This is a genomic window from Paenibacillus faecalis, assembly GCF_900289175.1.
Taxonomy (GTDB): Bacteria; Bacillota; Bacilli; order Paenibacillales; family Paenibacillaceae; genus Paenibacillus_AQ; species Paenibacillus_AQ faecalis.
Map to the genome: position 1 here is coordinate 1,377,121 of NZ_LT985747.1, position 26,104 is coordinate 1,403,224.

A 26,104-nucleotide genomic window follows, 5' to 3' on the forward strand; every position below is an offset into this window, starting at 1 on the left:
GGCTCGCCCGCCTGCCGAGCGCGGCGGGCAGTGCAAACAGCCGCTCGAGCAGAAAGGCAGCCATGACCGCCCCGAACGTGTTCGGGTACTGGAGCAGGCCGCCCAATCTCGCGCCGACAGCACTTACCTCAGGATCAGCCGAACGAAAGATCGCGTTCGGCAAATCGAGCAATCCATAGACGGCAAGCAAAGCGCTGCCGCACAAAATAACGCCTGTCATATGCCATATCAGGCGCAGCATCCTTTCGCCCTCTCGCTCTTTGCCCGCTAGCCAAAGAGCAATCCCAACCGATGCGAACAATCCCCATCGAATAAGTTCATTTCCTGTACCCTCTGCGGATATCGAGCCTTGTATTCCATGCCATACATAAATCACCAGCACTGCACCGGCACATATCAGAAAAGGAAGAAGCGGACTCTTCAAGTGCTTCGGAAAACGAAATGGGTCACTTTTCAAAGCATATCCGCTATTCATCAACACAAGCACAAAACTTATCCCCCACACCATGCTGACTCCATAAAGATCCTCATCAAAAAACAAGCCTGCTCTCACACTCGCTGTTCCCATGATCAGCATTAACATTAGCATTCTACCGTGCCGGACAAGCAGGCTTCCCATTTGCTTCTCTCCTTTTCACAAGCTAATTAAAGTACAGCAAATACATCTAAATCGAAATATTCCATATAGCCCGCATTAGATAATCGGGATATATCCCCATTTTGGTCGAGTAACATCCAATGTATTCTCTAATTGATATAACGTCAGATATGAACACTAAATGTCGATATTTTTTAAGAACAAAAAAACGGCTCGCACCTATAGCGACAACGCTCTAGGACAAACCGTTTTAACCTGTGTACATATGATATATGAACGGATGAAGCTCAAGGCTTCGGTAAGAGGTCCCGACAAGCCTCTTCCAAGTATGGCGAAGCGCTCAAAAAATCTCTAAACGCAGTATATTCCTGCCACAGCTTGTTTTGATCTCCAGCCGTTCCCTTAACTGCGCGAATCAAAATGTTTTTTGGCGTATGTTCCAGATCAATAAACTCCAGCAGCTGAGTGCGGTAGCCCATGCAATCCAGAAGCTTGGCACGAATCGCATCCGTTGCAAGCGCCGAGAATCGTTCTTTCAAAATGCCGTGCGATAACAGCGGCTCCATCACAGGACTGTTCACCTGGTTGAACAGCTCATGCTGACAACATGGGACCGATAAAATAACGGACGCTCCCCAGCGAACCGCTTTTTCCAAAGCGGCGTCGGTCGCCGTGTTACAGGCATGAAGCGTGACGACCATATCGACCTGTTCCAATTCATCATATTCCGCAATGTCTCCGACAAGAAACCGCAATTGCGAGTAATTCAGCTTTTTCGCCAGCATACTGCAGTGTTCGATCACATCCGCCTTCAGATCCAATCCGACAATTTTCAGCGATCTGTTCGCGGTAACCGCCAAATAATGATAAAGCGCAAATGTAAGATACGATTTACCACAACCAAAATCAACGATCGTTATTGGACGGTCATCCGGAAGATAAGGGATCACATCCTCAACCATTTCTAAAAAACGATTGATCTGCTTAAACTTGTCATACTTCCGGGCATACACCTTGCCCTCATCGTTCATAATACCAAGCTCCACTAAAAAAGGAACAGGCTTGCCTTCCTCAAGCACATAGGTCTTTTTTCGATTATGGGACAGATCACTTCGCGTTTTGGTCGGCGATTTGGTTAAAATGGACACCTTATACTTCTTCGATATCAGCACTTGATAGTCCGCTTCGAGTGTACAAATGACCGCTTGGCGAAACGTCTCTTCCAAAAGCTTGATCAGAGTAGCCTCGGCTTCATCAGCGGGAATATTCTCATGCGTAACCTTAGCTCCTGAATAATAGGCAAACTGATAGTGCAGCTTCGTTTTCAGTTCAACCGGTTTGACTGTCACCTTCGTATAAGAAACCCCTTCCCGCTTACGCAAATGGCTGAGGGTGGCCGTAATCAATGACGTGTTCTCCATGATTTGGTGAATGAGTTTACGCAGTGCATCCAAAGAGATACATCTCACTTTCATGTTGTATTTGCAGCCCACTTAAACTACATTATTTATGATAACATCCTCGGTCAATGCTTATAAAGAGTTCGGGGCTTTAATCAAAATCCTTGGTTTTGGTCTTATGCGAGTAACGCAGTCCCATCTCTTGTAGACCTTCCTGAACTTCCTCAAGGGGAAGCCCTCCCCGCTGCAATTCATTCGGGTCTAGTTTCAGAAGACGTTCGTAAAACAGCTTGCCCTCCCGGTAATCTGCCATTTCGCGTTGAAGCAATCGGAATAGGCTGTCCTCCGCCGCCGCATATGCGCCTTCTTGTTCTGTAAAAGCAAACAATAGACGCTCTGTCACATCTGGCAGGGCATAGGGGCGTGCTCGCTCCAAAAGTTCATAAATCTTGTCCGGCAAAGACATGTCCAGCATATGTCGATCTCCACCATGCAAAGAAGCTGTCATATATAAATGAAGAGCCTTTACCAACAAAGTATTTCCATCCTCAAAGCGATCCATTTCCCTATAAATTTTCGCCTCTTCTTCCAGCAGCCTTGCTACACTTTGCAGTTGATCCGCTTCAATCATCGAACTGTTTCGGAACAACTGAACGATATCCTCGGCTGACAAAGATTTCAACAACTTGGCATTTAGACGAAATCGGCGGCTTAGCATTTCATCAATTTCCCAAAGTGCTTCATTCAGTTTTCTCTCCTGCTTTAAGCCAAATACTTTGGATATCATCTGCGTCATTTCCTCTACAAGGCGAAGGATATAATCTTTGCGATACATGTTTTGACTCCCCATTTCTTGACAGATTAGACAGATTAGTTAGATTGTAAAAGATCATGCATCGTTTTTCCAGTGAAGCCAAACCGCGCTGCACGCTTCTTCGGAATTGATCCATCAATATGCCCCAGATGAACGTTTGAAGAAAAAAAGATCGAGTACGGGAGTATACGCAACCCCTAACTCGACCTTTTCGAATTCAACGGTATCCCATCGAACATAAAAGCTACTATGGGGACAGCCCCGCAACTTTCTCTATATGGTCATCAAGATGAATGTACATGTTCCAAAAATGCAGAAACTGCTTTCCCCAACGTCTCTGGCTCCTCCATCATACTCATGTGACCCGCTTCTTTAATGATATGCCGGGTTACATTCGATTGATCTGCCGTAAAGACTCGCTCTGGCGGTATAAGACCGTCTTTCTCACCCGCAACAAGCAAGACAGGAAGTATGGTGGAAGATAGAACATCTCTCCGATCAGGACGCTCACGCATAGCCATGGCCGCACCGATTGCTCCCTGCGGTGGAGTCAAATATCCAATTTCTTTCGCTTTCTGAATGCATTCCGGCTTCTTGTGCTCCATTCCCGGAGCAAACAGACCAGGGATCAGTCCGTCAATAAAGTTTGTCATTCCTTCTCTTTGAATCGCGTTCACTGCATCCAGTCTCTTCTCCTTCGCCTCATCGGAATCCGGATAGGCTGTAGAATGAATCAGACCAAATGCGTTCAAGCGCGAAGTGTATCGTTGGGCACATGACAGCGCAATATATCCACCCATGGAATGTCCGAGGATCGTTGCCTTCTGAATATCCAGCTCATCCATCAACTGCAACACATCATCAGCCATTTGTTCAATCGTATAAGGCCCTACAGGCGCATCCGTACGGCCATGCCCCCGAAGATCCGGGACAATCACACGGTAACCGTTCAAATATGGGAGCATATGCTCCCAATAAGAAGAGCTTCCGCAAAAACCATGAAGCAAAATAACCGGTTCTCCTTGCCCCTGCTGCAAATAACATATTGTATTGCCGTTGCATTGTACACTTTCCATGACGATACCCTTCTTTCTATAAATAGACTCTTCAATGAAGCGATCTACTGTTTTATTTTAGATATAAAAGATGTACTAATATTAAACCATAAACAATCCGGCTGAAACGCCCGCCTCAAGCACTAAGGCCAAAGGCCGATGCTGCCGCATGAGCGATCTGTTCCGCCATGGTCATCACTAAATAAAGAGAAGTAACCTGCAAAGTCCAGTAAGGCTTGGGTCCCTGTACATTCACAACCGCAGCAACGCTGTAATGACCAACTGCAGGAAGCGAAGTTCCCACGGATTGGGCCGGATGCAGCGGGCCTTGCGAGCCAAAGTAAAAGCGGACAGAAGAGGGCTGTCCCAAACAAGCATCAATCGCGATGATAATACTTTCTTTCGGAATCTCCTTCAACTTGGACTCCAAATTACAAGCATCACAAGGGTCAGGAAGTGTTCCGATCACGTTCGGAAAACCATATTCGAGCAGTCTGCTTCCTGTCAATGGGCCAAGCGAATCGCCTGTTGAGCGGTCTGTTCCGATACATAAAAACGTAACTTGGTCCATGGAGTATTGATCAGATACACTCTTGAAAAAACCGTGCAGCTCCTCTCCCGACAATTTGATCTTTGCCGCAGGCACAGCCTGCTGAAAACCTGCATAGTTCCCCATTTCTTCCCTCCCACAAATATACCATTTGCTACAGATTACATCATACTGCTGAATCCTCAGTTTCCCTGATTTTACCCTAACCAAAGCCCGGTGGCAAAATCATTGGTTCGTCCGGCAGCGGCGTGATACAATACAGGGACGGTAAACGATTAATTTAAAAGGAAGGATGTCAATAATGGATCTGGATAAAAAGTCTCAAGAAAATGTTGAGTTTATGATCGAGCAAATGAAATTAAAGCTGCGCATGGCTTCAGCGGCCGCTATGCAGGCATCAGCCTTCTCTGTTGATCAATATGAAGATATTCGTGATCTGTATGGTATGGTGATGAGCAAGGACACGCTGAGCATATCCGAAGTAGAAGCACTCGTATCTGAGTTAGGGCGCTTGCGACTAAAGTAGCCTTATCACGTTCGTTACACTCAATAAGTTCTGTACGGTTCAACAATTAGAAAGCTTCTATAGTAAGTCTTGCGAGGATAAGCAACCAAGGCTAAAGATTGTTTTTATCGACAAATACAATTTGATTATCTCCTCTTGGCTTTGGAAACTTATAGATTCTATCGTGGTCAAGAAACAAATAGCCTACGACATCGTAGGACGTAAGGATAGCAGAATGAGGTCAACGCTGACCTGAAGTCGCCCGTACTTATTATTCAACAGGCCATCGCCTGTCACGCTTAACTGCAAAGATACATTCAAAAATGTGGGCTTTTCGATTTTGAGAGAATTAAATGCAAAAGTGCAGTTAAAATTCAAACTTTTCGCCAAAAAGGTTGTACCGGGCGGAATCAAATGTATTTTTGCAGGTAAACTGACCAAAAAGAGAAACTATCGATGATTTAAGTGTATTTTTGCACTTAAACTGTCCCTTTTGCAGGCAATGAGTATATTTCTCGCTTTACGTGCATCGGTCGGGTGGGGATAACGTTAACGCCACTCAAACATGAAAGTTCCTCAATGAGTGGTCGACCGACCGCTGTCACGCAGCGAAACATCGTGCGCTGGGAACTTCGTGCGGTGCGAATGTACAAAAAAGAAACGGTTTCGTCGTCCTTTTTATTAAAAGACAACGGAACCGTTTCTTGTGAGAACGAGGCTGCAACTTATGAATTGTATAGTGATCTACACGAAGTTTAAAGTAAACGCCGCTTCCGTGTTGCCTACTTTTTGCCCTTCGTCATTGTACAGTTCCTTCGTGCACGCCTTCCTTAAGGCTTCCATCGTGGAACGGTTATCGTAACCGAGCTGCTCCAGTATGGATTCCGTAATATATCCCCATTCTTCTTCCGAACCATCCAGAATTTTAAAGGCTACGCCAATACGCTCCTTTTTCAGACCAAAACAGTAAACTCCTTTAAAACCGCCCTTGGCGACGATATTATTATCCTGAAGCAAAAGCGTATCCAATCTGCCGCTTCCCGCCACCATAAGGGGATGGGAATTCATCGCATGTGTAATCTTATTGACCGCTTTACGGGTCGGTTCGTCATCGATCCGATCAGAACAAGCCAGCTTCATATATGCTACAGCCAATGCTTGCAGCGGCAATGCAAACACCGGAAGGCCGCACCCATCTGTGCCAAGTATGATTTCCTCTTTAGATAGACCGCTCATGTACGCAATCGTGTTTACAATCTCTTGCTGCATGGGATGATCAGGGTCCTCGTAACCTGAAAGGGGGAACTCTTTCATCTGACTGTAGGCAAGCATTCCAAGATGCTTTCCCGAACAGTTATGAAAAATTTTGCGCTTATGTCCTCCCTTGCGGATGAGAGCCTCTCTTGTATCCTGATCAAGCGGATAGCTCGAAGCACATACAAGTTCATGTTCTTCGATTCCGGTCTTATCCATTAAAGAGATTAACGTTTTCTGATGATTAAGCTCCCCTCTGTGGGACGCCGTCATTATAGCAATTTCCTGATCTATCAGTTTATAACGGTCTGCTATATGCGCACGAATGGCCGGAATAGCCTGCAGCGGCTTCGCAGAAGAACGAGTGAATGTAACGTAATTCGGGTCTCCTGCAAAGGCCTTTACTTTTCCCTCATCGTTTACGATACATATATGTCCGCTATGGATACACTCCACGATACCTGCTCGATATTCCTTAACCAGAACGGTCTCCATAATGCCTCTCTCCTTCTAATACAGTCCCTATATTCATGCCCATAATGAAATGTAAAAATTTAAATCTGGTCATTCAGCTTAACTATTATAGTACAAAAATGATCATATATCAGCAGGCAAAAATACGCTGTTCTTTCTTCCCCGATGTTGTTTCATCGACTTCCTCCACGTTTATATACAGATAAGCAAGCCCCATCGAGGGTCAAGACTCTGAAAAGGAGGCGAATATATGTGGGGAGTTATTATCAGTATCATTATGGCGATCATTATCGGCATCATCGGTGATGCGCTAGTAGGTCATGATATGCCAGGTGGTGTTATTGGCTCCATGATCGCCGGCTTTATCGGCGCTTGGCTCGGACCTATGCTTATGGGTGCTTGGGGGCCGGAAATCGGCGGATTTGCTATTGTTCCGGCTATCATCGGTACAGCAATCTTCGTATTTCTGCTAGGACTTTTATCCAAATTATTAAGAAGAACTACCTAATCCTACAAGATTAGACATGCTGAATGATATGAATCCAAAGGAGTGAATGTTATGAATCACAAGGAACAAGAACATTCGACACAAAACGGATCAGCTTTTCTGAAAGGTGCTTTTATCGGCGCGATCGTCGGCGCTGCAGCAGCTCTGCTGTGTGCACCGAAGACCGGACGTGAGCTTCGCGGAGATCTTTCAGACAAAATCACATTGGTTACAGATAAAACCAAGGAAGTTGCAGGCGTCGTCGGGGACAAAGCTACGGAGCTTGCCAAAACAGTAGGAAGCAAGACTTCAGATGTGATGACAACCGTAAATGAAAGTCGGGATAACATTATGTCGAGCGTAAAACAGGCTTCCATGGAAGTGACAGATGAAGCGGCTGCTGCTTCTGAGGAAGTTAAAAACACAGCAAAAGAAGCTTCCTCTGAGGCGAACCAAGAGATGAAGCCGACTAGATACTAAGCCCCCAAGCTCAAAATAGCCAGCTTTATCAGCTGGCTATTTCCATTTCAAGACATGAAGACGATACATGAAAGGCAGATCTATATTTAAAATAGAAAGCACCGGCTGCTTTTTAGAAAGGTGGGATCGAATATGGGTAAAGCCGAATCTTATAACGGCAGAGCTGGATCTTTTGATCGCCCGAATCATCATAAACATTCGCAAAAGCAGAGCAGCCCAAGTGATCAGCAGCGTGATCAGCGTGATCAGGCAAACAAAGAACGCGAAGTATCTGATCCAAAGCAGCGAAAGCCCAGCTCCTTTGATGTGGATGAACACCCCTTTGAACTGAGACATGAAGTAAAGAAACTGAATAGCCGACTTGATAAAATCGCAGATTCCCTGGAAAAAGCCGATATTAAAAACATTGTCGAAAATTACATGAGTCCAAAGAAGCGTTTAATTACTAACTTCACTGCTGGACTTTCCCGCGGTCTCGGAATGACGGTCGGAACGTTTATCGTTCTCGGCCTGCTCGGTTACATCCTGAGTCTTTTTGTAGACATGCCGCTTATTGGTGATTATATTGCAGAATTACAAAAATATATTAATCAATCCATGTAGCATTCAAGACAAACGTGACTTTCGCTTTCGTCCGAGTCCTCCAAAATCGAAGAAAAGGTGTTACAAGCCTTCCTCCAAAGCTTGAACACCTTTTTTTACATCTATGTTATGAGCTGAGGCCTCTACCCTATATATTTTTACTCTTGGATCTGACCTTCAATAAATCACCTGTCCAGCCTTTAACATGCATCCAAATATACATCGCCGCTGTAAAAAACAGAGTGAGAAGAATAACCGCGAAAAATCCCCAAGATGCCTTGATGATAGGAAGATTTTCAAAATTCATCCCCCATATAGCGCCGATGACTGTTGCTGGAGTAAAAATTACGGTCATAATCGTTAACGTCTTCATAATTTCATTCCCACGGAAGCCCGCAATCGCATCATCGATCGAAACTAAAGTGTCGATCTCATCCTCATAATGCCGAAACAGCTTATCCATTCGTTCAACTCGGTGAACCAGTTGTTTATAAGATTTGCTGTTCTCCACCGTATCTAAATACCCCTCCTTAGAGGCTGCTATCAATTCCTGAAAAGGGATAAAGAGATTGCTCCAGTGAAGCAGTTCAAAACGGGCTGAAAGTATTTTATCCATCAAATTACGCTCATTCTGCTCCCTCATCGTGATTTCAACTTCACGGAGCCTGACCTCAAACTTGTCCATACCGACATGAAAATAATGCAGTATCGCTCGTGAAAGAACAAACATCCCTTCAATGGGGCGTGAGCATTGATGAAGCATACAGATGCGTTCCTTCTCTCCCATCATCTCTCGGGTTTGCTCATCCAGGTTAAATGTCATCAGAACTTGTTTGTCGATATAAAAATAAAACTGCTCATACTCATCTTTATGGTTATCCAGATCAGGAGCTACTGTATATAGTATGGAACCTACAATAACAGGATTTACTCCATCAGGAAAACGAACAGACAAATAATTCTGATCTTCCAATGAAGGGATCAGATCAAACCATCGCGATGTATAAGGATATTCTGCACGCAGCTCGCCAATAAGAGGTGAACTCCAATCATCCACTTGAAGATCGTACCAGTCCCAGCCTCCCGCGTAGCTGTATAATCTTTGGCCTTCCTCCGGTTTCAAGAGAACCATCTACCGATTCACCTCCTTTATGTATTTAAAAAGGCACGCCTATCCTCTGTACGAAAATAGCGTGCCTTATGTAGTCCAGTCCTTCCACCTGATATAGAAATGCTTGTCCATATCAATACGATGAGTTAGACATAATTTGTTTCAGTTTCTCCGTTGCTCTCTTCTGGATACGGGATACACTCATCTGTGAAACACCCAGCTTTTGAGCGATAGCCCGCTGAGACTGCCCATCCTGGAATGCCAAGAGCAGCACCTTCTGTTCCTGCTCCTTCAGCTGACTTAACGCCTGCTGTAAATCCATACGTTTTTCCACCGAATCAAAATCATTGACATCCGAGCTGATCAGCTCGCCCAGAGTAGCACCCGTTTCCTCCTGAGATAATGGAGAATCCAATGATACATAATGATAGCATTCACGTCCGGCAAGTACTTCTACCGTTTCCTCAACGCTCAGATCCAAATGCTCTGCAATTTCTTTAACATCTGGTGAACGCTCCAGTTTCATCATCAAATCATCGATCGCTTGTTGGACCAGTGCACCCTTTTCCTTAATGCGGCGGGGAACCTGAATATACCACGATTTATCCCGCAAGAAGTTCTTCATATGACCGATCATGCTCTTCATGGCGTAAGGTTCAAATGGAATACCCAGGCTGATATCATACTGCTGCAGCAGTCGTATCAAAGCCATCTGGCCCACCTGATACAAGTCTTCATATAGATCAGGTCGATTCCGGGAAATTTTCCCGGCGGCCATTTTGACCATGGGCTCGTATTTTTGAATCAAGACGGTTGCAATTTCGTTATCCTTACTTTTCTGGTATTGCTCAATCAGGCTGATCGCTTCATCTCTGGACTCTGGGGGAGTCACTTTTTCATTCATATGGGCTCCTCGCTTTTCGCAAGTCGTTTCGTAAGAACAACTTTTGTTCCCTTTCCCGTCTCGTTCGTCACACTCACATCATCCATGAGCGCCTCCATCAAATAAAAACCCAGACCTCCAATCTGTACTTCATCCAGATCTTTATCATGGAGGGTAGGTCGGTTATCTAAATTCGCACCACTTTCGAAACTCTCCCCTTCGTCTCTGACCGTGATGGATAACGAATCATTGGTAACATCAAATACGACTTCCACCATTCCGCCTTCCTGCCCATAAGCATATAAAACTGAATTGTTACAAGCTTCGGAAACAGCTACCTTCATATCTTCTATCTCTTCATAAGTAAAACCCATTTTGGAAGCTATTCCGTACAAATTCAATCGAACAATATCAACGTATTCCGCATTGGCAGGTAAATTCAACGTTATTTTTTGTATTTCAGCACTCATTCTTTTCGTTCCTTTCCTATTGGGGAATTCTCCTGGAGGGTAAAGAACTTCGCTATACCCGTCATCTCAAACAATTTCTGAATTTGCTCAGGAACTTCCTCGACGGTAAAGCGAGCTTCCATGTTGTGTCTTGCCTTCAATATAGACAATAGAATTCCGATACCTGTGCTATCAATGTATGTCATATCTTTCATATTGACGATTAAATCGATTTCTGAATTATTTACTAGCGGTTCCATGACCATTCGAAAATCAGGTGCAACGGATAAGTCCAGCTCGCCACTTAAAAATACGGTGCAGTTTCCTTCGTTCATATGAGTCCTAGCATTGAATTTATCATCATTGTTCATATTCATAGGCACAATCTCTCCCATTATTTGATTTCCTTACAAATAACCCGTAATTCGATATTTTGAAACAATTGAGTAACTAAATCGTGCAGCTTTTTCGATCTGAAACTATTGAACATGGTGAACACTAGCAGCCTTTTGTTGCTTGTTCGAAAGCGAGGTATCCGGACATGTCGGCAGTGGATAACGAGTCAAAAGCTCCTTAACACTCGTAATTTTGACCGGTTTGCTGATGTAATCATTCATACCGGCTTCCAGGCATTTCGATTGGATACCATCCATTACATTGGCTGTCATCGCAATTATGATCGGTCCCGAACCTGGGAACTCCTTCTTTCTAATCAGTCGGGTAGCCTCCAGCCCATCCATAATCGGCATCTGAAGATCCATAAATATCATGTCGTAGTACTGGCCCGCATTCACCATATCCACCGCTTGCTTCCCGTCCTCAGCTAAATCGACATTCAGCCCAAGCTTATCCATCATACTCACCATGAGCTTCCGATTGATCGGATGATCGTCAACGACAAGTACGTGAGGGGTTTGCTCATCTTCATGAATATTAAAATAATCATCAGGCATATCCCGGCCAAGCAACTGATCTTCCTCTTCATGATTTTGAACTTTAATCGTAAAAACAAACATAGCTCCTGTCTCTTCCGTGGATTCCACCCGAATTTCTCCGCCCATCATCTGTACAAGCGACTTACAGATCGCTAGGCCCAGTCCTGTCCCCCCGTATTTACGAGTCATGGAAGAATCGAGCTGAGAGAACGGTTTAAAGAGCTTGTCCATTTTATCTGCCGAAATACCGATTCCCGTATCTTTTATATTGAATTCCAAAGTCAAGGTTTCACCCTCTCGTTCAATGAGTGAAATAGCCAAATATACCCCACCCTGGTTCGTAAACTTGATCGCATTGGATACGAGATTCATCAGCACTTGCCGCAAACGCCCCATGTCCCCATAAACCATATGCGGGATCTGATCGTCTACGATGTATAGAAGCTCCAAATTTTTTTTACTGGCTTCCGCTGAAAAAAGGCTAAAGACCTCCTGAACACAAGTTCTAAGCTCAAAGGGATGCTCCTCCAGTTCCATTTTCCCGGATTCCATTTTGGTGAAATCCAAAATATCATTGATAATCGAGACCAGCGCATCAGCGCTGTTGCGAATAATATCAGCATATTCCCGCTGCTCATCCTTCAGATCGCTATCCATGAGCAGATCGATCATACCGATCACCCCATTCATGGGCGTACGGATTTCGTGACTCATCATCGCCAAAAATTCGGTTTTGGCTTTAGCTGCAATTTCAGCCGCTTCCTTAGCCTGAACCAGTTCCTGATTGATCTTCTCAAGTTCTTGTGTTTTCTGATGCAGCAGCATGGATTGTGTCTTCAGCCTTTTGTTCGTCAGATACATGTCGACAAACCCTTCGATTTTCGACTTTAAAATCTGCGGGATGAACGGCTTGACCATATAATCAATCGCTCCGGCTGAATATCCGGCAAACAAGTGCTCCGCTTCCTTGCTGTTTGCCGAAATAAATATAATCGGAATATCTTTCGTCTTATCCCTCGCTTTTATGAGCCGTGCCGTTTCTATTCCGTCCATGCCAGGCATCTGAACATCAAGTACAATTACAGCGAAATCATATTTCAAAAGACATCTCAACGCTTCTTCTCCGGAAGTTGCCTTGACAAGCGTATACTGCGTACTGTCAAGCACCGCTTCCAGTGCAAGCAAGTTCTCAGGGCGATCATCTACCAGCAAAATATGAATCGGATCGTGAAACCCCATGAAATCCTCCTAAACACACTATTTAATCTTTCGGTATATTTTCTCTGCCCGGTCCAGCGTTTCGTAAGATTCACTATAGTCTGTAAAATGAATCGACTCTTTTGCTCCGAGCACAAGAATACCAAAATGATTTAAGCTTTCATGAAAAAGTCCATGCACATGATTGCGAAGCTCATCATTAAAATAGATCATCACATTTCTGCAAAAGATGACATTAAACTCGTTAAAAGAACGATCCGTGGCTAAATTATGTTCTGCAAAAATCATATTTTTCTTCAGGAACGGTTGAAAGATAACAGAGTTGTATTTCGCCGTATAATATTCAGAAAACGAACGTGTGCCGCCTGCCTCCAAATAGTTTTTCGTATATTGCTTCATCCGTTTTATATCAAAGACACCCTCTTTAGCTTGCTGTAAAGAACGGGAGTTCATGTCCGTAGCATAAATACGGGCTTTGTCGTACAGACCTTCCTCATACAGTAAAATAGCCATGGAGTAAACCTCTTCGCCGGTTGAGCAGCCAGCATGCCAAATTCGGATATACGGATACGTTCTTAGAAGCGGGACCACGTTTTCCCTGAATGTTAGAAAAAGGTTAGGGTCTCTGAACATTTCCGTAACCGGAATGGACAGGTTATGAACAAGGCGTTCAAAACATTCTCGATCGTGAAGCACCTTCCCTTGCAAAGCAGAGATTGTAGATAAACCTTCTGCATGAACATAGTGCCAGATCCTTCTTCTCAATGAAGGGAGAGCATAGTTGCGAAAATCATAACCGTAAAATCGATGTATGCCTTCAAGCAGCAGCTCAATCTCGATTTGTTCCAGCTCCCGATCATTCTGATCTTCTAAAGTCCCTTCAATCTCTGTATGGTCCATAGATGTCATCATTTAACACCGGCTCTCCCTTTAACATTATTCTATCGATTATTTATTACCCAAAAGTATTCCGAAAATATCATTTTACGAGTAAAGCCATACCCGCATCAACGAGAGAAGCTGTTCCGTTTGAATCGGTTTTTTCATATAATCCGATGCTCCGGCTTCAATGCACTTCGCCCGATCTTCTTTCATCGCTTTTGCGGTAAGGGCAATGATCGGCAGCTTCTCAAATTGAGGCATTTGACGCAATCTTCGCATAGCCTCATATCCGTCCATTTCCGGCATCATCATGTCCATCAGCACCAGATCAAAATCCGGATTTGCTTCGAGAATCTCTATAGCTTCTCGACCATTCTCGGCAAAAGTGACTTCCATGTTATAGCCTTCAAGTACGCTTGAGAGGGCGAACACGTTCCGAATATCATCATCGACCAGCAGTATTTTCTTTCCTTCAAACAAAACTTCTTTATTATGCAGCTTTTGCAAAATTTTTCGCTTGTCCTCCGGCAAATTGGCCTCTACTCGATGCAGAAATAACGTCGTCTCATCCAGCAGTCGCTCCGGTGATTTCACATCTTTAATAATGATCGATTCCGCATATTTCCGCAGGCGGGTCTCTTCCTTGCTGTCCAGCTCTTTGCCTGTGTAAATGATAATCGGTAAATCGACGAGTCTTTCATCATCACGAATTTGATCCAGCAGATCAAAACCGTCCATGTCCGCTAACATCAGATCGAGCACCATACAGTCGTAACGCTGCTTCTTCAGCTCCTCAAGCGCTTCGCTGCCCGTTGGTACAGCGGTTATTGAAACATCATCATGCCCGATAAGCTCGATGATCGAGTGGCGCTGGATATCATCATCCTCCACAATGAGCAGATGTTTCACCGATTGCTCTGTATAGGACTCGATATGCGAGAAGGCGCCTTCCAGCGCTTCGCGCGAGGATGGCTTTTTCAAATACGCTATGGCTCCCATCATCAGCCCCTGCTTCACTTCATCAACAACCGAAATCACATGCACCGGGATATGACGGGTAGATGCTGAACTCTTCAACTCGCCTAGCACGGACCATCCATCCATAACCGGCAGCTGAATATCCAGTATAATCGCATCTGGTTGGTACGACTGGGCCATTTTAAGACCGACATCACCTTGCAGTGCTACCAATCCCTTAAATCCGCGTCCTCTGGCCATGTCCAATAAAATTCTGGCGAACTTATCATCATCCTCCACGATCAAAAGCACTTTATCGGTTGGCCCGATCTGATCCCTGTCATCCTCAATCTGTAATGGCGGGACTTCCTTCTTATCATTCTTCGGTTCAGAAACAAAATCATTGGATAACAGCAGCTCTGAGTCAGGTGCTTGCTCCGTCGCTGCCGCTTCCTGTTCAGCCATGCTTTCTATGCGCTTCTTAGGCAGATAGAGTGTAAAGCAACTTCCTCTACCCTCTTCCGTCTCCACATCAATACCACCGCCAAGAAGGCGGGTAAGTTCCCGGCTAATGGATAGACCAAGTCCGGTTCCTCCATATTTGCGGCTTGTTGTACCATCCACCTGCTGGAACGCTTCAAAGATCAGATCTGTTTTATCTTCTGGAATTCCAATCCCCGTATCCTGGACAGAAAATGCTACATAACCGTTCTCATCTTTCAGGAATGGAGGAAGCTTCTTCGGATCCGCTGGAGCAATGTTCAGTTTTACAGAACCTTTGCTCGTAAATTTAAAGGCGTTGGACAGCAGATTACGCAAAATCTGCTTCACCCTGTGGTTATCCGAAACGATACTCTCAGGCACCCCGGTCTCAATCTCCACCTTCAATTCAATCCCTTTATCCAAGGCGATCGGTGCAAAGTTTTGCTGTACAAATGTTTCAATCTCCTTCATGTAGATCGGTTCGTTATTGATAACCATTTTTCCGGCATCGACTTTCGACAAATCAAGGATTTCATCGATCATCTTGAGCAAATCCGCACCCGATATATAGATCGTCTTGGCATATTCAATCTGCTTAGGCGACAGGTTTCCTTCTTTGTTCTCGGAAAGAAGCTGGGACAAAATCAACAAACTGTTTAGCGGTGTGCGCAGCTCATGGGACATATTGGCCATGAACTCCGATTTATATTTGGTCGTGATCGAAAGCTGCATCGCCTGTTTCTCCAACTGTTCGCGCGCTTTTTCGATCTCAAGATTCTTTTCTTCCACTTCCTGGACCTGTTCCTCCAGAGCCCGTGTCTTGACAACAAGCTCTGTATTGAAATGCTCCAACTCTTCCTGCTGGCGCTGAAGAAGTTCTTCAGACTTTTTAAGCGCCTCTGTCTGTTCTTCCAAATTCTCATTCGAACGGCGAAGCTCTTCCTGCTGGGATTGCAGCTCTTCCGATTGACACTGCAGTTCTTCCGTAAGTGCTTGAGATTCACGCAGCAGCTCTTCCACCCGCATACGGCCCATAATATTATTCAGGATGATGCCAAGTGCCTGAGTTAGTTGTGAAAGCAGCTGCTCCTCAAGCGATGTGAATTTTTCGAACGAAGCTATTTCCACAACGCCAAGGACTTCATTCTCGAACAAAATTGGATAAATCAGGATTGACCCCGGCTTAGAAGAACCCCATCCAGACTTCACCTTCATATAATCTTCAGGAGGACTGGCGAGCGAAACCGGCTTTTTATCAAGAGCCACCTGACCTACCAGCCCCTCACCTATCGTAAATTTCTGTTTTGGAGCTTCATCGTCTACAAATGCGTAAGAACCCCGAATCTCGAGCTTATTTGGGTCTTTATCTTCTTCACAAATATAAATCGCCCCATAATGAGCACCCAGTACGGGCGTAAATTCACTGATAAATCGCTGGCTGACTTCTTCTAATGAGTTGATCCCTTCGAGAAGTTCAGTCACTCTGGCCAGATTGGAATTAATCCATGACTGATCACGCTGCGCCTGCAAATAAGTCTGTTCCATTTGTTGTTTCTCTTCGATATCTTCAGCCATTTCCTTGAATACCTGCGCAACTTGCCCTATCTCATCTTTGGAGGTCACCTTGATTCGTCGGATCGCCTTCATTCGGCCTTCTCCAAAGCTTTTAATCATCATGGAAACGACATTGATTCCGCGAGTAATGCTCGGAACGACCCACAAAATAACAGCCATGCCGATCAGAAGCCCGGCCGTCATAAACAAGATTGTAATTTGAACAGACCGCTCATAGGCTGCTTTCGCGCTTGCTATATCTTCATCGATTTTAGCGTTCTGATAACTAGATAGCGCGTTCAGACTGTCGAGCATTTCATCCTGGACCGCTTGCCCTGTCGTAATACGGTAAGCATTGGCTCCGCTTAAGTTTCCTTCGGATAAAAGCTCCAGGGTTCTGGACTGATATCCTGCATATTCTTCTCTGGCCGTTTCAATTCGGTTAAGCAGCTGCTGCTCCTCCGCTGTATTGATGCTATTTTTCAATCTCTCAAAATATTCTGATACCTTCTTGTCCATCGCTTCAATATCAGCTCTTGCCTTGTCCGAAGTTGCTGTCTCCTCACTCAGCATCATGTTGGTAAGCTCGCGTGCCATATCATTCACTTGCCCACGTACAGCGTTCGAATCCCGTACCTTCACATAACGTTCGTTATAAATCTGATCAAGCTGGTCATTCATAAAACTGATTCGATCATATCCTATCACCGTCAGAATAAGCATGATTGAAAGCAATGTTGTGAAGCCTACAATCAGCTTGCTTTTAATCTTCATTCCCGTCCCCCTCTGTCTCTTTCAGCGTTATCCATACAAGACATTTATCATCATCGCGTTCCCCGGCGGGATGCTCTAAAAAGAAATGCTCCTTCATCTCATCTTCTCTCCACTGACTGGAACCGGCCAAATGCTGTTTCAAATATTCAAGCTTGTCCTCATGAGTGCCCTCAACCAGATCCAATATGCCATCCGTATACATCGCTATATGAGCGTCGCCTTCATAGTGAAAGCTGCGCGGCTCCATATGCTCAATCCGGTCAAACAATCCTACCGGACAACACCCCTGATCCAGTGTCATGATATCCCCGTTATGCTGAAAGAACAGTGCCGGCGGGTGTCCTGCATTGACATAATCGACACGTTTCATGCGGGTGTCCACGACCAGATAAATCGCCGTAAAATAATATTGAATTAATTGATCATCCAGATGAAGCTGATTGAACCTGCGGTTCAGTTCCTGTATCACCTTTTCTGGTTCCACATAAGTGGTAACTGTATCTTTCAAAACGGAAGCAATGAACATGCAGAAAAGAGAAGAGGAAATTCCGTGCCCCATCATGTCAAGCAGTATAATGCCATACCGACCGTCCCCAAGCGAGAACCATGCATAAAGGTCACCGGCCAGTTCAGCCGATGGCTGGTAAAGGGCATGAACCTCAAATAAGTTCTCAACAATCGGAGAACTTAAGACCGCATTTTGCACCATGGCTGCAAGTTTCAATTCTTCCTGAATTCGCTGCTCTCTCTCCTTATGCCAATCCTTCTCATGTTTTAAGCGCAGCGCCAAACGAATTCTTGCCATCAGCTCTACTTTATTGATCGGTTTGGTAACGTAGTCTACGGCTCCAGCATCCAGCGCTTCAGCCAGCTTTTTGGAGTCACCGACCGCGGTCACCATAATGATCGGAATATCCTTCAAATGTTCATACTGCTGAACAATCCGGCAAGCTTCAATTCCGTCCATTTCCGGCATCATCATATCGAGGAGAATCAAATCAACGTCAACCCGCTTGGAAGAAGCGGATGCACCCTGTGCTTCTATGCCGAGCGTGTCCAACATTTCCAGCGCAGAAGATGCAGTAGCAATATTACGGTATTGTTCTTTTTTCAATATTTCCCGGATAATTATGACATTTGTCGGATTATCATCAACGATTAATATTTTCATAACCTTCTCCTTAACGTTCTGTAAATACATAAAAAAAAGAATCTTTTCCCAAAACATTATACTATAAGCAACCAACTCCGCCGCTCTTTGATCGGCAAAGTTTATGTTTCATCAAGAGCAATTCAAGACTAGCAATACAGTAGCAAATATTAAACATAGATAAGGAATGGGACGCCTTCCTCGTCCCATTCCTTATCTATGTTTTAAAGCCTGTTTCTTAACTGAGATCCCTTTTGGCAATCACTAGAACCCTCCCAAGATCCAGCTGTTTCTCATAAAAATCGGCCTCCGCCTCCGAGAATCCGAGTGAAACGATCTTGGCACGCAGTTCATCTCCACGTGAGCGGAACAAGTTCGCTATAGAGTCAAACACGCCCTCTTCTAAAATTCCAATTTCCTTCGCTTCTGAAGCTTTTGCTATACGCTCTGTCTTCTCCCAATCATGGGCAAGCACATAAATTTGATCGGTCACATAACCGGCATTTTGTAAATTTTGAATTTCCTGAACAGCCAGAGTACCATTTTCAACTATTTTTGCGTAGGCTTTTGCGTTAGCAGATTCCATGATCAATACCTCCTGTAGGATGTATTAGGTTTTAGCCCTAGATTATTTAACCTTAATCTATAAATTTGAAACAAGTTATTCGCTGTATTTAAAAAATAAATCAACCCCGGTAATCTTTCCGGCACTGTGATCTTTAAATACTTTAAGGGCCTTATCATCCTCTACGTACACATCTCCATCTTCGGCCCTATGATCCGGCTTACCGAGAGAAGCTGAAAGATGACCGGTTGTCAGAAAGATGGACTGATCATTCACCTGAATGGATTTAGCCGAAGGCTTCACATGTACATACTCCGTTAACCCGTCATTGAGGCCGACCAGCATATCCTTATAATGGTACTCGGTCGTTCCTAATAATGGATCTTGTGTCACTTTCAGCGGCTCCCCTTTTTTGCGTACTACATCCTCTTTGCGGTCCATCAGGGTTACTCCATTCAATGAATCGTATTCCTTGATCACTTCGGTCTGTTTAGCAGAAACCGCAGGACTCAAAGATACTGACGCATGAACTACAGGTGCAGTCATTCCGGCGGCAAAAACAGGCTCGAAGTCTGCTCCGCCGCTGTAGGGCGAAAGCATACCCAGCATCAGAAGTGTGACATACAACATGATTGTTCACCCTTTCTTTTTCCTTACGACAACCGGCCAACTCAGATTTTCCGCTGTAACTTAACGGACTTTCTGACGACGAAAACTGTGCCAAAGACCTGCTGCCATATCGATATATTTCAACCATTTTCCCGAATTGGAAGCCTTCGATTCGCGATAAGCAGCATCGTAAGACTGGAAAGTGCGGTCTTGTGCCGTCATCGGCATTTGTGGCTGAATCCGTTCATTTTTCCCTTTTTCTGCTTTAGCTTGTTTCACTCGGCTGATGACACCAGCAGAAACTTCCTTCACCGCATAGGTCACTTCGCTCAGGGCTTCGCCCAAATTTTTAACAGTAACCATCACCGGATCGATCTGCTTCATCTTGTGCTGAACATCTTCGGTAATATCATTCGTATTGCGAATCGTCTGCTTGACTTCATAACTCAGTTCATCTATCGTCGTTTGAACTTCCTGAAGCGTCTGGGTTACTTTATCCAAGGAGTTTGTCGCTGCCTTTAAGGTCTTTATCAGATAAAAGACAAGAATGGCAAACGCAGCTGCGATGATCAGAACACTGATCTCAATTAGCATGGATACGACCTCACTTTCAGTTGGTTTATTCCGGTATTTCTTAGTTACCCCCTCTTTTTTGGCACGAAACAAGAAAGCGTTGTCTGGTTTTCACTTAAATCATCCTCATATGTAAGAAAAGGGCCGTCCCAAAAGGCCGAATTGACCTGGAACTGCCCTTAGCTTAAAGCCGGTACTGCTATCATATTCTATAAACCTACCATAATGACGGAACACTCATCCAATCGATTTTAAATGTCAGCTTCATACCCTCTTGCAAAAATTCAACATCCTTCACCGTCACCATATCAGGAGTATAGTCTTTCAATGAAATTTCAATAGGGTCCAGCTTAAAAATAGACAACGGAATGTCTAAACTACGGACCTTGGTCTGCTGATGCTCCAAAATGATTCTGCTTCCGCTAGAAGTCATATGGAATTCCAAAGTAACTCCAAAGGGCAAAACTCCCCACTTCCCATTCATATCCGCCGTCATCACCGCCCCATTCATATGAAAATCCGCACCGGTGATGTCTACGCCGAGCTCATGTGTGTTCAAATACTGGACCAGATTTTTCTTGCTCATCTGAACTACTTCCTCTTCACTGAGCGTCATTTCCAGTTGGCGATTTTCTATCATGCTTATGAGTTTATCCTTTATATCAATTGAACGATATGTTAAATCCATTGTTTTGGTCGGGGCGATATACCAGATCCCTGCACCGGCTGCAATCATGATGAATATGAAAAAAGCAAGCAAAAACCGGCTGCCTTTCCTCTTCCGGCGACTCATTTTCCTATCCCTCCTTTAAGTATTCTTCCGGATGAGCTGATCCGGTAATACTTGTCCAAAAGTATAGCGAAATCGGTCTCCCTTGTCACGTTCCCGAGTACAAAGCGAATCTGTTTTGGAAAAACAAACCTTATTATTTGGTTCATTTTGCCTATATAATGGTTATATCGTTCATAGCACTACATAATAAAAAGTTTTTAAGGAGGAGACAAATCATGAAAAAAATTTTTAGCATTACAGCAGCGCTTGGCCTTGCTTTATCCGTATCCACAGCAGCGGCGGCTGATCCCGTAGATTCCGCAGATTCCACTGAGTCAGCTCCTGAAACGGTCGTTGAGGGCACTGTAAACACAACCCCGACACCCCCAACAAAATGGATTTTCAAAGAACCTACCATTAAAGCAGATGAAGTGATATTAGACCCTGCAGAGATGATAGATCTCACCAAAGTAACGTACTTCTATACTATGCCAAACGGTGATTTCATGGGGGCACTGGAACCTCAAATCGTCGATGCTACGCGCAATGATAAAGTGATTGTCGAAAACGGCGAGTGGGTTGAAATTTACACTTGGCTTGGAAAGGCCTGGATCTTTGTAGAAAATAAATAGCCAAACTATACTTTCTTAGATTTCAAAAAAGGACTGCGTACACTGAACTACACTTCAATGGTTAGATGTATCTAGCCACTTGAGTACGGTTCAGATTTGCAGTCCTTTTTGTATTGAATTTGAATGCTGACCTTACAGGTCCTTCGGCTCCACATGAACATGAACGTGCATAATATTGTGGTACTTTACCATTCGCTCTTCAATCGTGTCGCTTATTTGATGCCCTTCGATAACGGTTAATTGCGGATCAACCTCAATAACAACATCAACGAGCACATGATTGCCGTGAATTCTTGCCTTTAAATCCTTGATTCCTTCTACACCAGGTGTTCGTGCTATGGTCCTGCGCAAATCCAACAGCCTCTGTTCATCGAATCCGTCCGTGAGACTGTGTGTACAATCACGAAAAATTTCCCACGCCGTTCTGCAAATGAGCAATCCAACAGCAAGTGCCGCTACCGTATCGAGCCAAGGAAGACCAAACTGAGCTCCGATAATACCTACAGCCGCGCCTATACTGACCATCGCATCTGATAGATTGTCCTTCGCAGCAGCCATCAGCGCCTGGTTGTTGATCTGTCGTGCCAGCCGGGCATTATATTTGTATACGCCATACATAAAAATAGCACACATTACAGCCACACCTGCCGACCAAAGGTTCGGTGCAGCCTTGCTTCCTTCGAAAAAGGACCCGACCGCTTGAACGAGCACCTGTATGCCAACTAAAGCCATAATGAATGAGGCGATCAGTGCCGCTACCGTCTCGGCTCTGAAATGGCCATATGCATGATCTGAATCTGGAGGTTTCCGCGATATTTTCAGACCGATCAATACAGCAACCGAGGCTACAATGTCCGTCAGGTTATTGAAACCGTCTGCCAATAGCGCGCTTGAGGCAAACAGGAATCCGCTGATTAATTTAAACGCAGATAATATCAGATAAGCAGCAATGCTGATCCACGCTCCGCGCTCTCCTTTTTTAATATCTTCATATACACTCACTGTACATGTCTCCTTCGCTGCTTCTCTCTTACCAAGGGCCGCTTCATAACTTACTTCATTATCCTAGCAAAGGCATCCCTTGTGGGTCTAGAGAAACCTTGTGAGACAAGAGAAACCTTGTAAGACATAAGAAACAGAGTTGCTTGGGGCAAAAAAAGAAAACCATAGCCGAATATATCTATTGTTACCTTTGCCGCCGTTTTAATAACGAATGCAACTCCCGAACAAGTACGTGAAATGATGAACCAGGATAAAATACAAAAAAGCTGCTCCTCATTCCGAGGATACAGCTTTTTCAAATTCTAATTTAGGCTTCAACCGGGTACATGCTCGCGCGCAGTGCTTTGATCTCTTCGCTCTCCAAATATTCATCGTAGCTCATTGTACGATCAATAATGCCGGTCGGCGTAATCTCAATGATCCGGTTCGCAATCGTCTGGATAAACTGATGGTCATGCGACGTAAACAGCATCGTGCCGTCAAAATCGATCAACCCGTTGTTCAGCGCAGTGATGGACTCCAAATCCAAGTGGTTCGTAGGCTCGTCAAAAATAAGCACGTTCGCACCGTTCAGCATCATTTTGGCCAACATGCAGCGGACCTTCTCTCCACCGGACAGAACGCTTGCCTTCTTCAATGCTTCCTCACCGGAAAACAGCATCCGTCCAAGGAAACCACGTAGGAACGTTTCATCTTGATCTTTGGAGTATTGTCGCAACCATTCCACCAGATTCAAATCTACGCCATCGAAGTATGCGGAGTTGTCTTTCGGGAAATAAGCCTGGGTCGTTGTCACTCCCCAGCTGTACTCACCGGCTTCCGCTTCCGTTTCACCGGTAATAACCTGGAACAACGCCGTTTTCGGCAGACTGTTCGGGCCAACAAATGCAATCTTGTCACCTTTGTTTACAACAAAGCTCACGTTATCCAGCACTTTCTGGCCTTCCATCGTCTTGGTGATGCCATCAACAGTCAGCAGCTGCTTACCCGCTTCACGCTCTGGCTTAAAGTTAATGAACGGATATTTACGATTCGAAGGACGAATATCATCCAGCGTGATTTTGTCGAGCTGCTTCTTACGTGACGTTGCCTGCTTCGATTTCGAAGCATTCGCCGAGAAACGCTGGATAAAGGCTTGAAGCTCTTTAATCTTCTCTTCCTTCTTCTTGTTTGATTCACGCTGCAGCTGAAGCGCCAGCTGGCTGGACTCGTACCAGAAATCATAGTTGCCCACATAGAGCTGAATTTTACCGAAATCGATATCCGCAATATGCGTACATACCTTGTTCAAAAAGTGACGGTCATGGGATACGACGATAACCGTACCTTCATAATCCATCAAGAAGTTTTCGAGCCATTGAATCGATTCAATATCCAAATGGTTCGTAGGCTCGTCAAGCAGCAAATTGTGCGGACGCCCAAACAGCGCTTGAGCCAAGAGCACGCGGACCTTCTCTTTACCGCCAAGCTCAGCCATCTTCTTGTCGTGAAGCTCGCGTGGAATACCAAGCCCGATCAAGAGCGCTGCCGCATCCGATTCGGCCTCCCAACCGTTCAGCTCTGCAAACTCTCCCTCCAGCTCACCAGCACGCATACCGTCTTCTTCCGAGAAATCCGGTTTTGCGTATAGCGCATCTTTCTCCTTCATAATCTGATAGAGCCGTGCGTGACCCATAATAACGGTTTCCAAAACTTCAAATTCATCATATTCATAATGGTTCTGCTTCAAGACAGCCAACCGTTCATTCGGTGTCATATGAACCTCGCCTTGGTTCGGCTCGATTTCACCGGACAGAATTTTAAGGAACGTAGACTTGCCCGCACCGTTAGCTCCGATCAGGCCATAGCAGTTCCCGGGAGTGAATTTTATATTTACATCTTCAAATAGTGCTCGTTTGCCATAGCGGAGCGTTACGCCGCTTGTACTGATCATTAAGCATTACCATCCTTTTATACTATTGGTTTCCCAGCACATTATAGCACAAGAAGCCTTTTTAACGAAGCCTTGCCCGTTTAAAAACGTCAACATGATGCATACGGGACAAAAAAAGTGTGAACAACAGAAAAAACCTTCTGAAAAGCGCTGTCCGGGAAACAGGCATCAGAAGGTTTTTTATAAGATTTTTCTAGCTTGCTGATTATGAGGATTGTACTTCTCTACGTTTCGGCTCCACTTTAAAGGTCTCCCCGTGTTTCAAGATGCGAATCTGTTCTTCGCTGATTCCAAGCCGTTTACGCTCAAGCTCCAGCCGTTCCAAAGCTTCCTGTGCGGTATCATCTGCCAGCCGAAATGTGCCGTAATGCATCGGAATCATCGTTTCGGCTTTTACATCCAAAAACGCCTGCAAAGCTTCTTCCGGGGTCACATGCTGCGAGGTCATAAACCATTCAGGTTCATAGGCTCCAATAGGCATAAGCGCAATATGAATATTGTATCGGTTGCCGATTTCCTTAAAACCATGGAAATAACCGCTGTCTCCGGCAAAATATAAATTCGGTGGAAGAACCCGTGTTGTATCCTCGGAGTCTGCCTCCGGATCGCGGGATTCCTTCTGCTGAAGCTCCGGCTCCAGCACAAAACCTCCCCAATGCGAAGTGTTGGTATCAAACGGCGTACGCCGTGTCCAATGCTGTGTAGGCACAAAAGAAATTTCGACACCGCCAATTGTTGTCGACTCCCACCACTGCAGCTCAATGACGCGCCGGAAGCCTTTGCTGAGCATTTTACGCCGTAGTCCGACAGGAACGATAATGGTCGTCTCTGCCCGATACAACCTGCGGATAGAAGAAATATGCATATGATCGTAGTGAGAATGCGATATAAGAATGAGGTCAAGCGGCGGGACTTGATCAATCGGAATTCCCGGCTCTCCCAAACGTTTCGAGAATGCCATCCTCCGTGCCCATACCGGGTCGGTTACGATATTCAAGCCCTCATATTGAATGAAAAAAGTTGAATGCCCCACCCAGGTGACGGAGGTTTCATGCCGGTTTCCGTGTAAATAATCGAGATCCGGCGCCAGATTTGGAATGACGTATGAATAGTCTTTTTTCTTCCTGCGCCGTTCGTCACGCCACTGCCTGAACTGCTTCAAGGTTTTATCTGTACTGACGTTATCGATATTGTTATAGCGGATTTTTGGCATTCTGTCCCTCCTTCCATTACTGTATATTTTAAACCAATTTTTCTTATAATGCTCAACCGGACTCACATTTTACTATATATATTTCATACACTTAAACCGTGTGCTTCCTGCTTAAGACGGGTCTTTGTATTTCATTGCATACACTACCATAAAAGCTATAGAGACTCCAACCGTCAGAAAAGGCGCGATGAAAATAGTGAAGTCGGCCAT

At 44.8% G+C, this 26,104-nt stretch carries 27 protein-coding genes and 1 pseudogene; 6 read left to right on the forward strand and 22 right to left on the reverse strand.

Translation table 11 applies throughout. The features are described 5' to 3' along the window. The 5 genes and pseudogenes from C8268_RS06785 to yyaC all read right to left on the reverse strand — a co-directional run. Window positions 1-619 (reverse strand): annotated as a pseudogene (locus tag C8268_RS06785) (O-antigen ligase family protein); the annotation flags it as partial. 266 nt (window positions 620-885) lie between these two features. Continuing rightward, window positions 886-2,073 carry a class I SAM-dependent methyltransferase gene (locus tag C8268_RS06790; protein WP_234032685.1) on the reverse strand — a complete coding sequence of 396 codons (1,188 nt, stop codon included), beginning with the start codon at window positions 2,071-2,073 and terminating at the stop codon, window positions 886-888. A gap of 76 nt (window positions 2,074-2,149) precedes the next feature. Then, on the reverse strand, window positions 2,150-2,833 hold the full coding sequence (locus C8268_RS06795) for a DUF6483 family protein (protein ID WP_106766969.1): 684 nt from the start codon (window positions 2,831-2,833) through the stop codon (window positions 2,150-2,152). A 263-nt stretch (window positions 2,834-3,096) separates the two neighbouring features. After that, on the reverse strand, window positions 3,097-3,888 hold the full coding sequence (locus C8268_RS06800; protein WP_106766970.1) for an alpha/beta fold hydrolase: 792 nt from the start codon (window positions 3,886-3,888) through the stop codon (window positions 3,097-3,099). 115 nt (window positions 3,889-4,003) lie between these two features. Continuing rightward, the gene (gene yyaC, locus C8268_RS06805) at window positions 4,004-4,543 is read right to left on the reverse strand and encodes a spore protease YyaC (protein ID WP_106766971.1); all 540 of its coding nucleotides are present in this window, start codon (window positions 4,541-4,543) and stop codon (window positions 4,004-4,006) included. Window positions 4,544-4,718: 175 nt separating this feature from the next. Here yyaC and C8268_RS06810 point away from each other — a divergent pair, with 175 nt between their 5' ends. Both C8268_RS06810 and C8268_RS22640 read left to right on the forward strand, forming a co-directional pair. After that, window positions 4,719-4,943: a DUF1128 domain-containing protein gene (locus tag C8268_RS06810; protein ID WP_106766972.1), complete on the forward strand. Its 225-nt coding sequence runs from the start codon at window positions 4,719-4,721 to the stop codon at window positions 4,941-4,943. Between the two features lie 558 nt (window positions 4,944-5,501). Next, complete coding sequence (locus tag C8268_RS22640) at window positions 5,502-5,681, forward strand: hypothetical protein (RefSeq protein ID WP_158702691.1); 180 nt, start codon at window positions 5,502-5,504, stop codon at window positions 5,679-5,681. Here C8268_RS22640 and C8268_RS06815 read toward each other — a convergent pair. Continuing rightward, window positions 5,667-6,671, reverse strand: coding sequence for an asparaginase (locus C8268_RS06815; protein ID WP_106766973.1), 1,005 nt, complete (start codon window positions 6,669-6,671; stop codon window positions 5,667-5,669). The two genes, C8268_RS22640 and C8268_RS06815, sit on opposite strands and share 15 nt — an antisense overlap. 229 nt (window positions 6,672-6,900) lie before the next feature. Here C8268_RS06815 and C8268_RS06820 point away from each other — a divergent pair, with 229 nt between their 5' ends. From C8268_RS06820 to C8268_RS23420, 3 genes are all read left to right on the forward strand, one after another. Further along, entirely contained in the window at window positions 6,901-7,158 is a 258-nt protein-coding gene (locus C8268_RS06820; protein ID WP_106766974.1) for a GlsB/YeaQ/YmgE family stress response membrane protein, read from the forward strand. Between the two features lie 51 nt (window positions 7,159-7,209). Next, window positions 7,210-7,617, forward strand: coding sequence for a YtxH domain-containing protein (locus tag C8268_RS06825; protein WP_106766975.1), 408 nt, complete (start codon window positions 7,210-7,212; stop codon window positions 7,615-7,617). A 132-nt stretch (window positions 7,618-7,749) separates the two neighbouring features. Then, complete coding sequence (locus C8268_RS23420) at window positions 7,750-8,220, forward strand: DUF5665 domain-containing protein (RefSeq protein ID WP_337441787.1); 471 nt, start codon at window positions 7,750-7,752, stop codon at window positions 8,218-8,220. 127 nt (window positions 8,221-8,347) lie between these two features. Here C8268_RS23420 and C8268_RS06835 read toward each other — a convergent pair whose 3' ends face one another. The 12 genes from C8268_RS06835 to C8268_RS06890 all read right to left on the reverse strand — a co-directional run bounded on the left by C8268_RS06835 (window position 8,348) and on the right by C8268_RS06890 (window position 21,135). Further along, window positions 8,348-9,331: a magnesium transporter CorA family protein gene (locus C8268_RS06835; protein ID WP_106766976.1), complete on the reverse strand. Its 984-nt coding sequence runs from the start codon at window positions 9,329-9,331 to the stop codon at window positions 8,348-8,350. A 112-nt stretch (window positions 9,332-9,443) separates the two neighbouring features. Continuing rightward, window positions 9,444-10,214, reverse strand: a complete 771-nt coding sequence (locus tag C8268_RS06840; RefSeq protein WP_106766977.1) for a sigma-70 family RNA polymerase sigma factor — start codon at window positions 10,212-10,214, stop codon at window positions 9,444-9,446. Beyond that, a complete protein-coding gene (rsbW, locus tag C8268_RS06845; protein WP_106766978.1) occupies window positions 10,211-10,663 on the reverse strand; it encodes an anti-sigma B factor RsbW in 453 nt (150 codons plus the stop codon). Before rsbW ends, C8268_RS06840 begins: the two co-directional genes overlap by 4 nt. Then, on the reverse strand, window positions 10,660-11,019 hold the full coding sequence (locus C8268_RS06850) for an STAS domain-containing protein (protein WP_106769865.1): 360 nt from the start codon (window positions 11,017-11,019) through the stop codon (window positions 10,660-10,662). The genes rsbW and C8268_RS06850 overlap by 4 nt, the downstream gene beginning before the upstream one ends. A gap of 102 nt (window positions 11,020-11,121) precedes the next feature. Continuing rightward, window positions 11,122-12,816 carry a response regulator gene (locus C8268_RS06855; protein ID WP_106766979.1) on the reverse strand — a complete coding sequence of 565 codons (1,695 nt, stop codon included), beginning with the start codon at window positions 12,814-12,816 and terminating at the stop codon, window positions 11,122-11,124. An 18-nt stretch (window positions 12,817-12,834) separates the two neighbouring features. Further along, window positions 12,835-13,704 (reverse strand): CheR family methyltransferase, encoded by an 870-nt coding sequence (locus C8268_RS06860; protein ID WP_106769866.1) that lies wholly within the window; start codon window positions 13,702-13,704, stop codon window positions 12,835-12,837. Window positions 13,705-13,779: 75 nt separating this feature from the next. After that, window positions 13,780-17,445, reverse strand: coding sequence for a response regulator (locus C8268_RS06865; protein ID WP_106766980.1), 3,666 nt, complete (start codon window positions 17,443-17,445; stop codon window positions 13,780-13,782). Continuing rightward, on the reverse strand, window positions 17,435-18,616 hold the full coding sequence (locus tag C8268_RS06870; RefSeq protein WP_106769867.1) for a PP2C family protein-serine/threonine phosphatase: 1,182 nt from the start codon (window positions 18,614-18,616) through the stop codon (window positions 17,435-17,437). Before C8268_RS06870 ends, C8268_RS06865 begins: the two co-directional genes overlap by 11 nt. 217 nt (window positions 18,617-18,833) lie before the next feature. Further along, a complete protein-coding gene (locus tag C8268_RS06875; protein WP_106766981.1) occupies window positions 18,834-19,181 on the reverse strand; it encodes a YflT domain-containing protein in 348 nt (115 codons plus the stop codon). A 75-nt stretch (window positions 19,182-19,256) separates the two neighbouring features. Then, a complete protein-coding gene (locus C8268_RS06880) occupies window positions 19,257-19,790 on the reverse strand; it encodes a hypothetical protein (RefSeq protein WP_106766982.1) in 534 nt (177 codons plus the stop codon). A gap of 60 nt (window positions 19,791-19,850) precedes the next feature. After that, on the reverse strand, window positions 19,851-20,363 hold the full coding sequence (locus C8268_RS06885; protein WP_106766983.1) for a DUF948 domain-containing protein: 513 nt from the start codon (window positions 20,361-20,363) through the stop codon (window positions 19,851-19,853). A 196-nt stretch (window positions 20,364-20,559) separates the two neighbouring features. Continuing rightward, window positions 20,560-21,135 (reverse strand): hypothetical protein, encoded by a 576-nt coding sequence (locus C8268_RS06890; protein WP_106766984.1) that lies wholly within the window; start codon window positions 21,133-21,135, stop codon window positions 20,560-20,562. Window positions 21,136-21,350: 215 nt separating this feature from the next. On the opposite strand from C8268_RS06890, the gene C8268_RS06895 reads away from it, so the two are divergent. Next, the gene (locus tag C8268_RS06895; protein WP_106766985.1) at window positions 21,351-21,746 is read left to right on the forward strand and encodes a hypothetical protein; all 396 of its coding nucleotides are present in this window, start codon (window positions 21,351-21,353) and stop codon (window positions 21,744-21,746) included. Window positions 21,747-21,878: 132 nt separating this feature from the next. Here C8268_RS06895 and C8268_RS06900 read toward each other — a convergent pair whose 3' ends face one another. The 4 genes from C8268_RS06900 to cydS all read right to left on the reverse strand — a co-directional run bounded on the left by C8268_RS06900 (window position 21,879) and on the right by cydS (window position 26,104). Beyond that, the gene (locus tag C8268_RS06900) at window positions 21,879-22,748 is read right to left on the reverse strand and encodes a cation diffusion facilitator family transporter (protein WP_106766986.1); all 870 of its coding nucleotides are present in this window, start codon (window positions 22,746-22,748) and stop codon (window positions 21,879-21,881) included. 307 nt (window positions 22,749-23,055) lie between these two features. Continuing rightward, the gene (locus tag C8268_RS06905) at window positions 23,056-24,681 is read right to left on the reverse strand and encodes an ABC-F family ATP-binding cassette domain-containing protein (RefSeq protein WP_106766987.1); all 1,626 of its coding nucleotides are present in this window, start codon (window positions 24,679-24,681) and stop codon (window positions 23,056-23,058) included. Between the two features lie 205 nt (window positions 24,682-24,886). After that, complete coding sequence (locus C8268_RS06910; protein ID WP_106766988.1) at window positions 24,887-25,894, reverse strand: MBL fold metallo-hydrolase; 1,008 nt, start codon at window positions 25,892-25,894, stop codon at window positions 24,887-24,889. A 111-nt stretch (window positions 25,895-26,005) separates the two neighbouring features. After that, a complete protein-coding gene (gene cydS / locus C8268_RS23510; protein ID WP_420094235.1) occupies window positions 26,006-26,104 on the reverse strand; it encodes a cytochrome bd oxidase small subunit CydS family protein in 99 nt (32 codons plus the stop codon).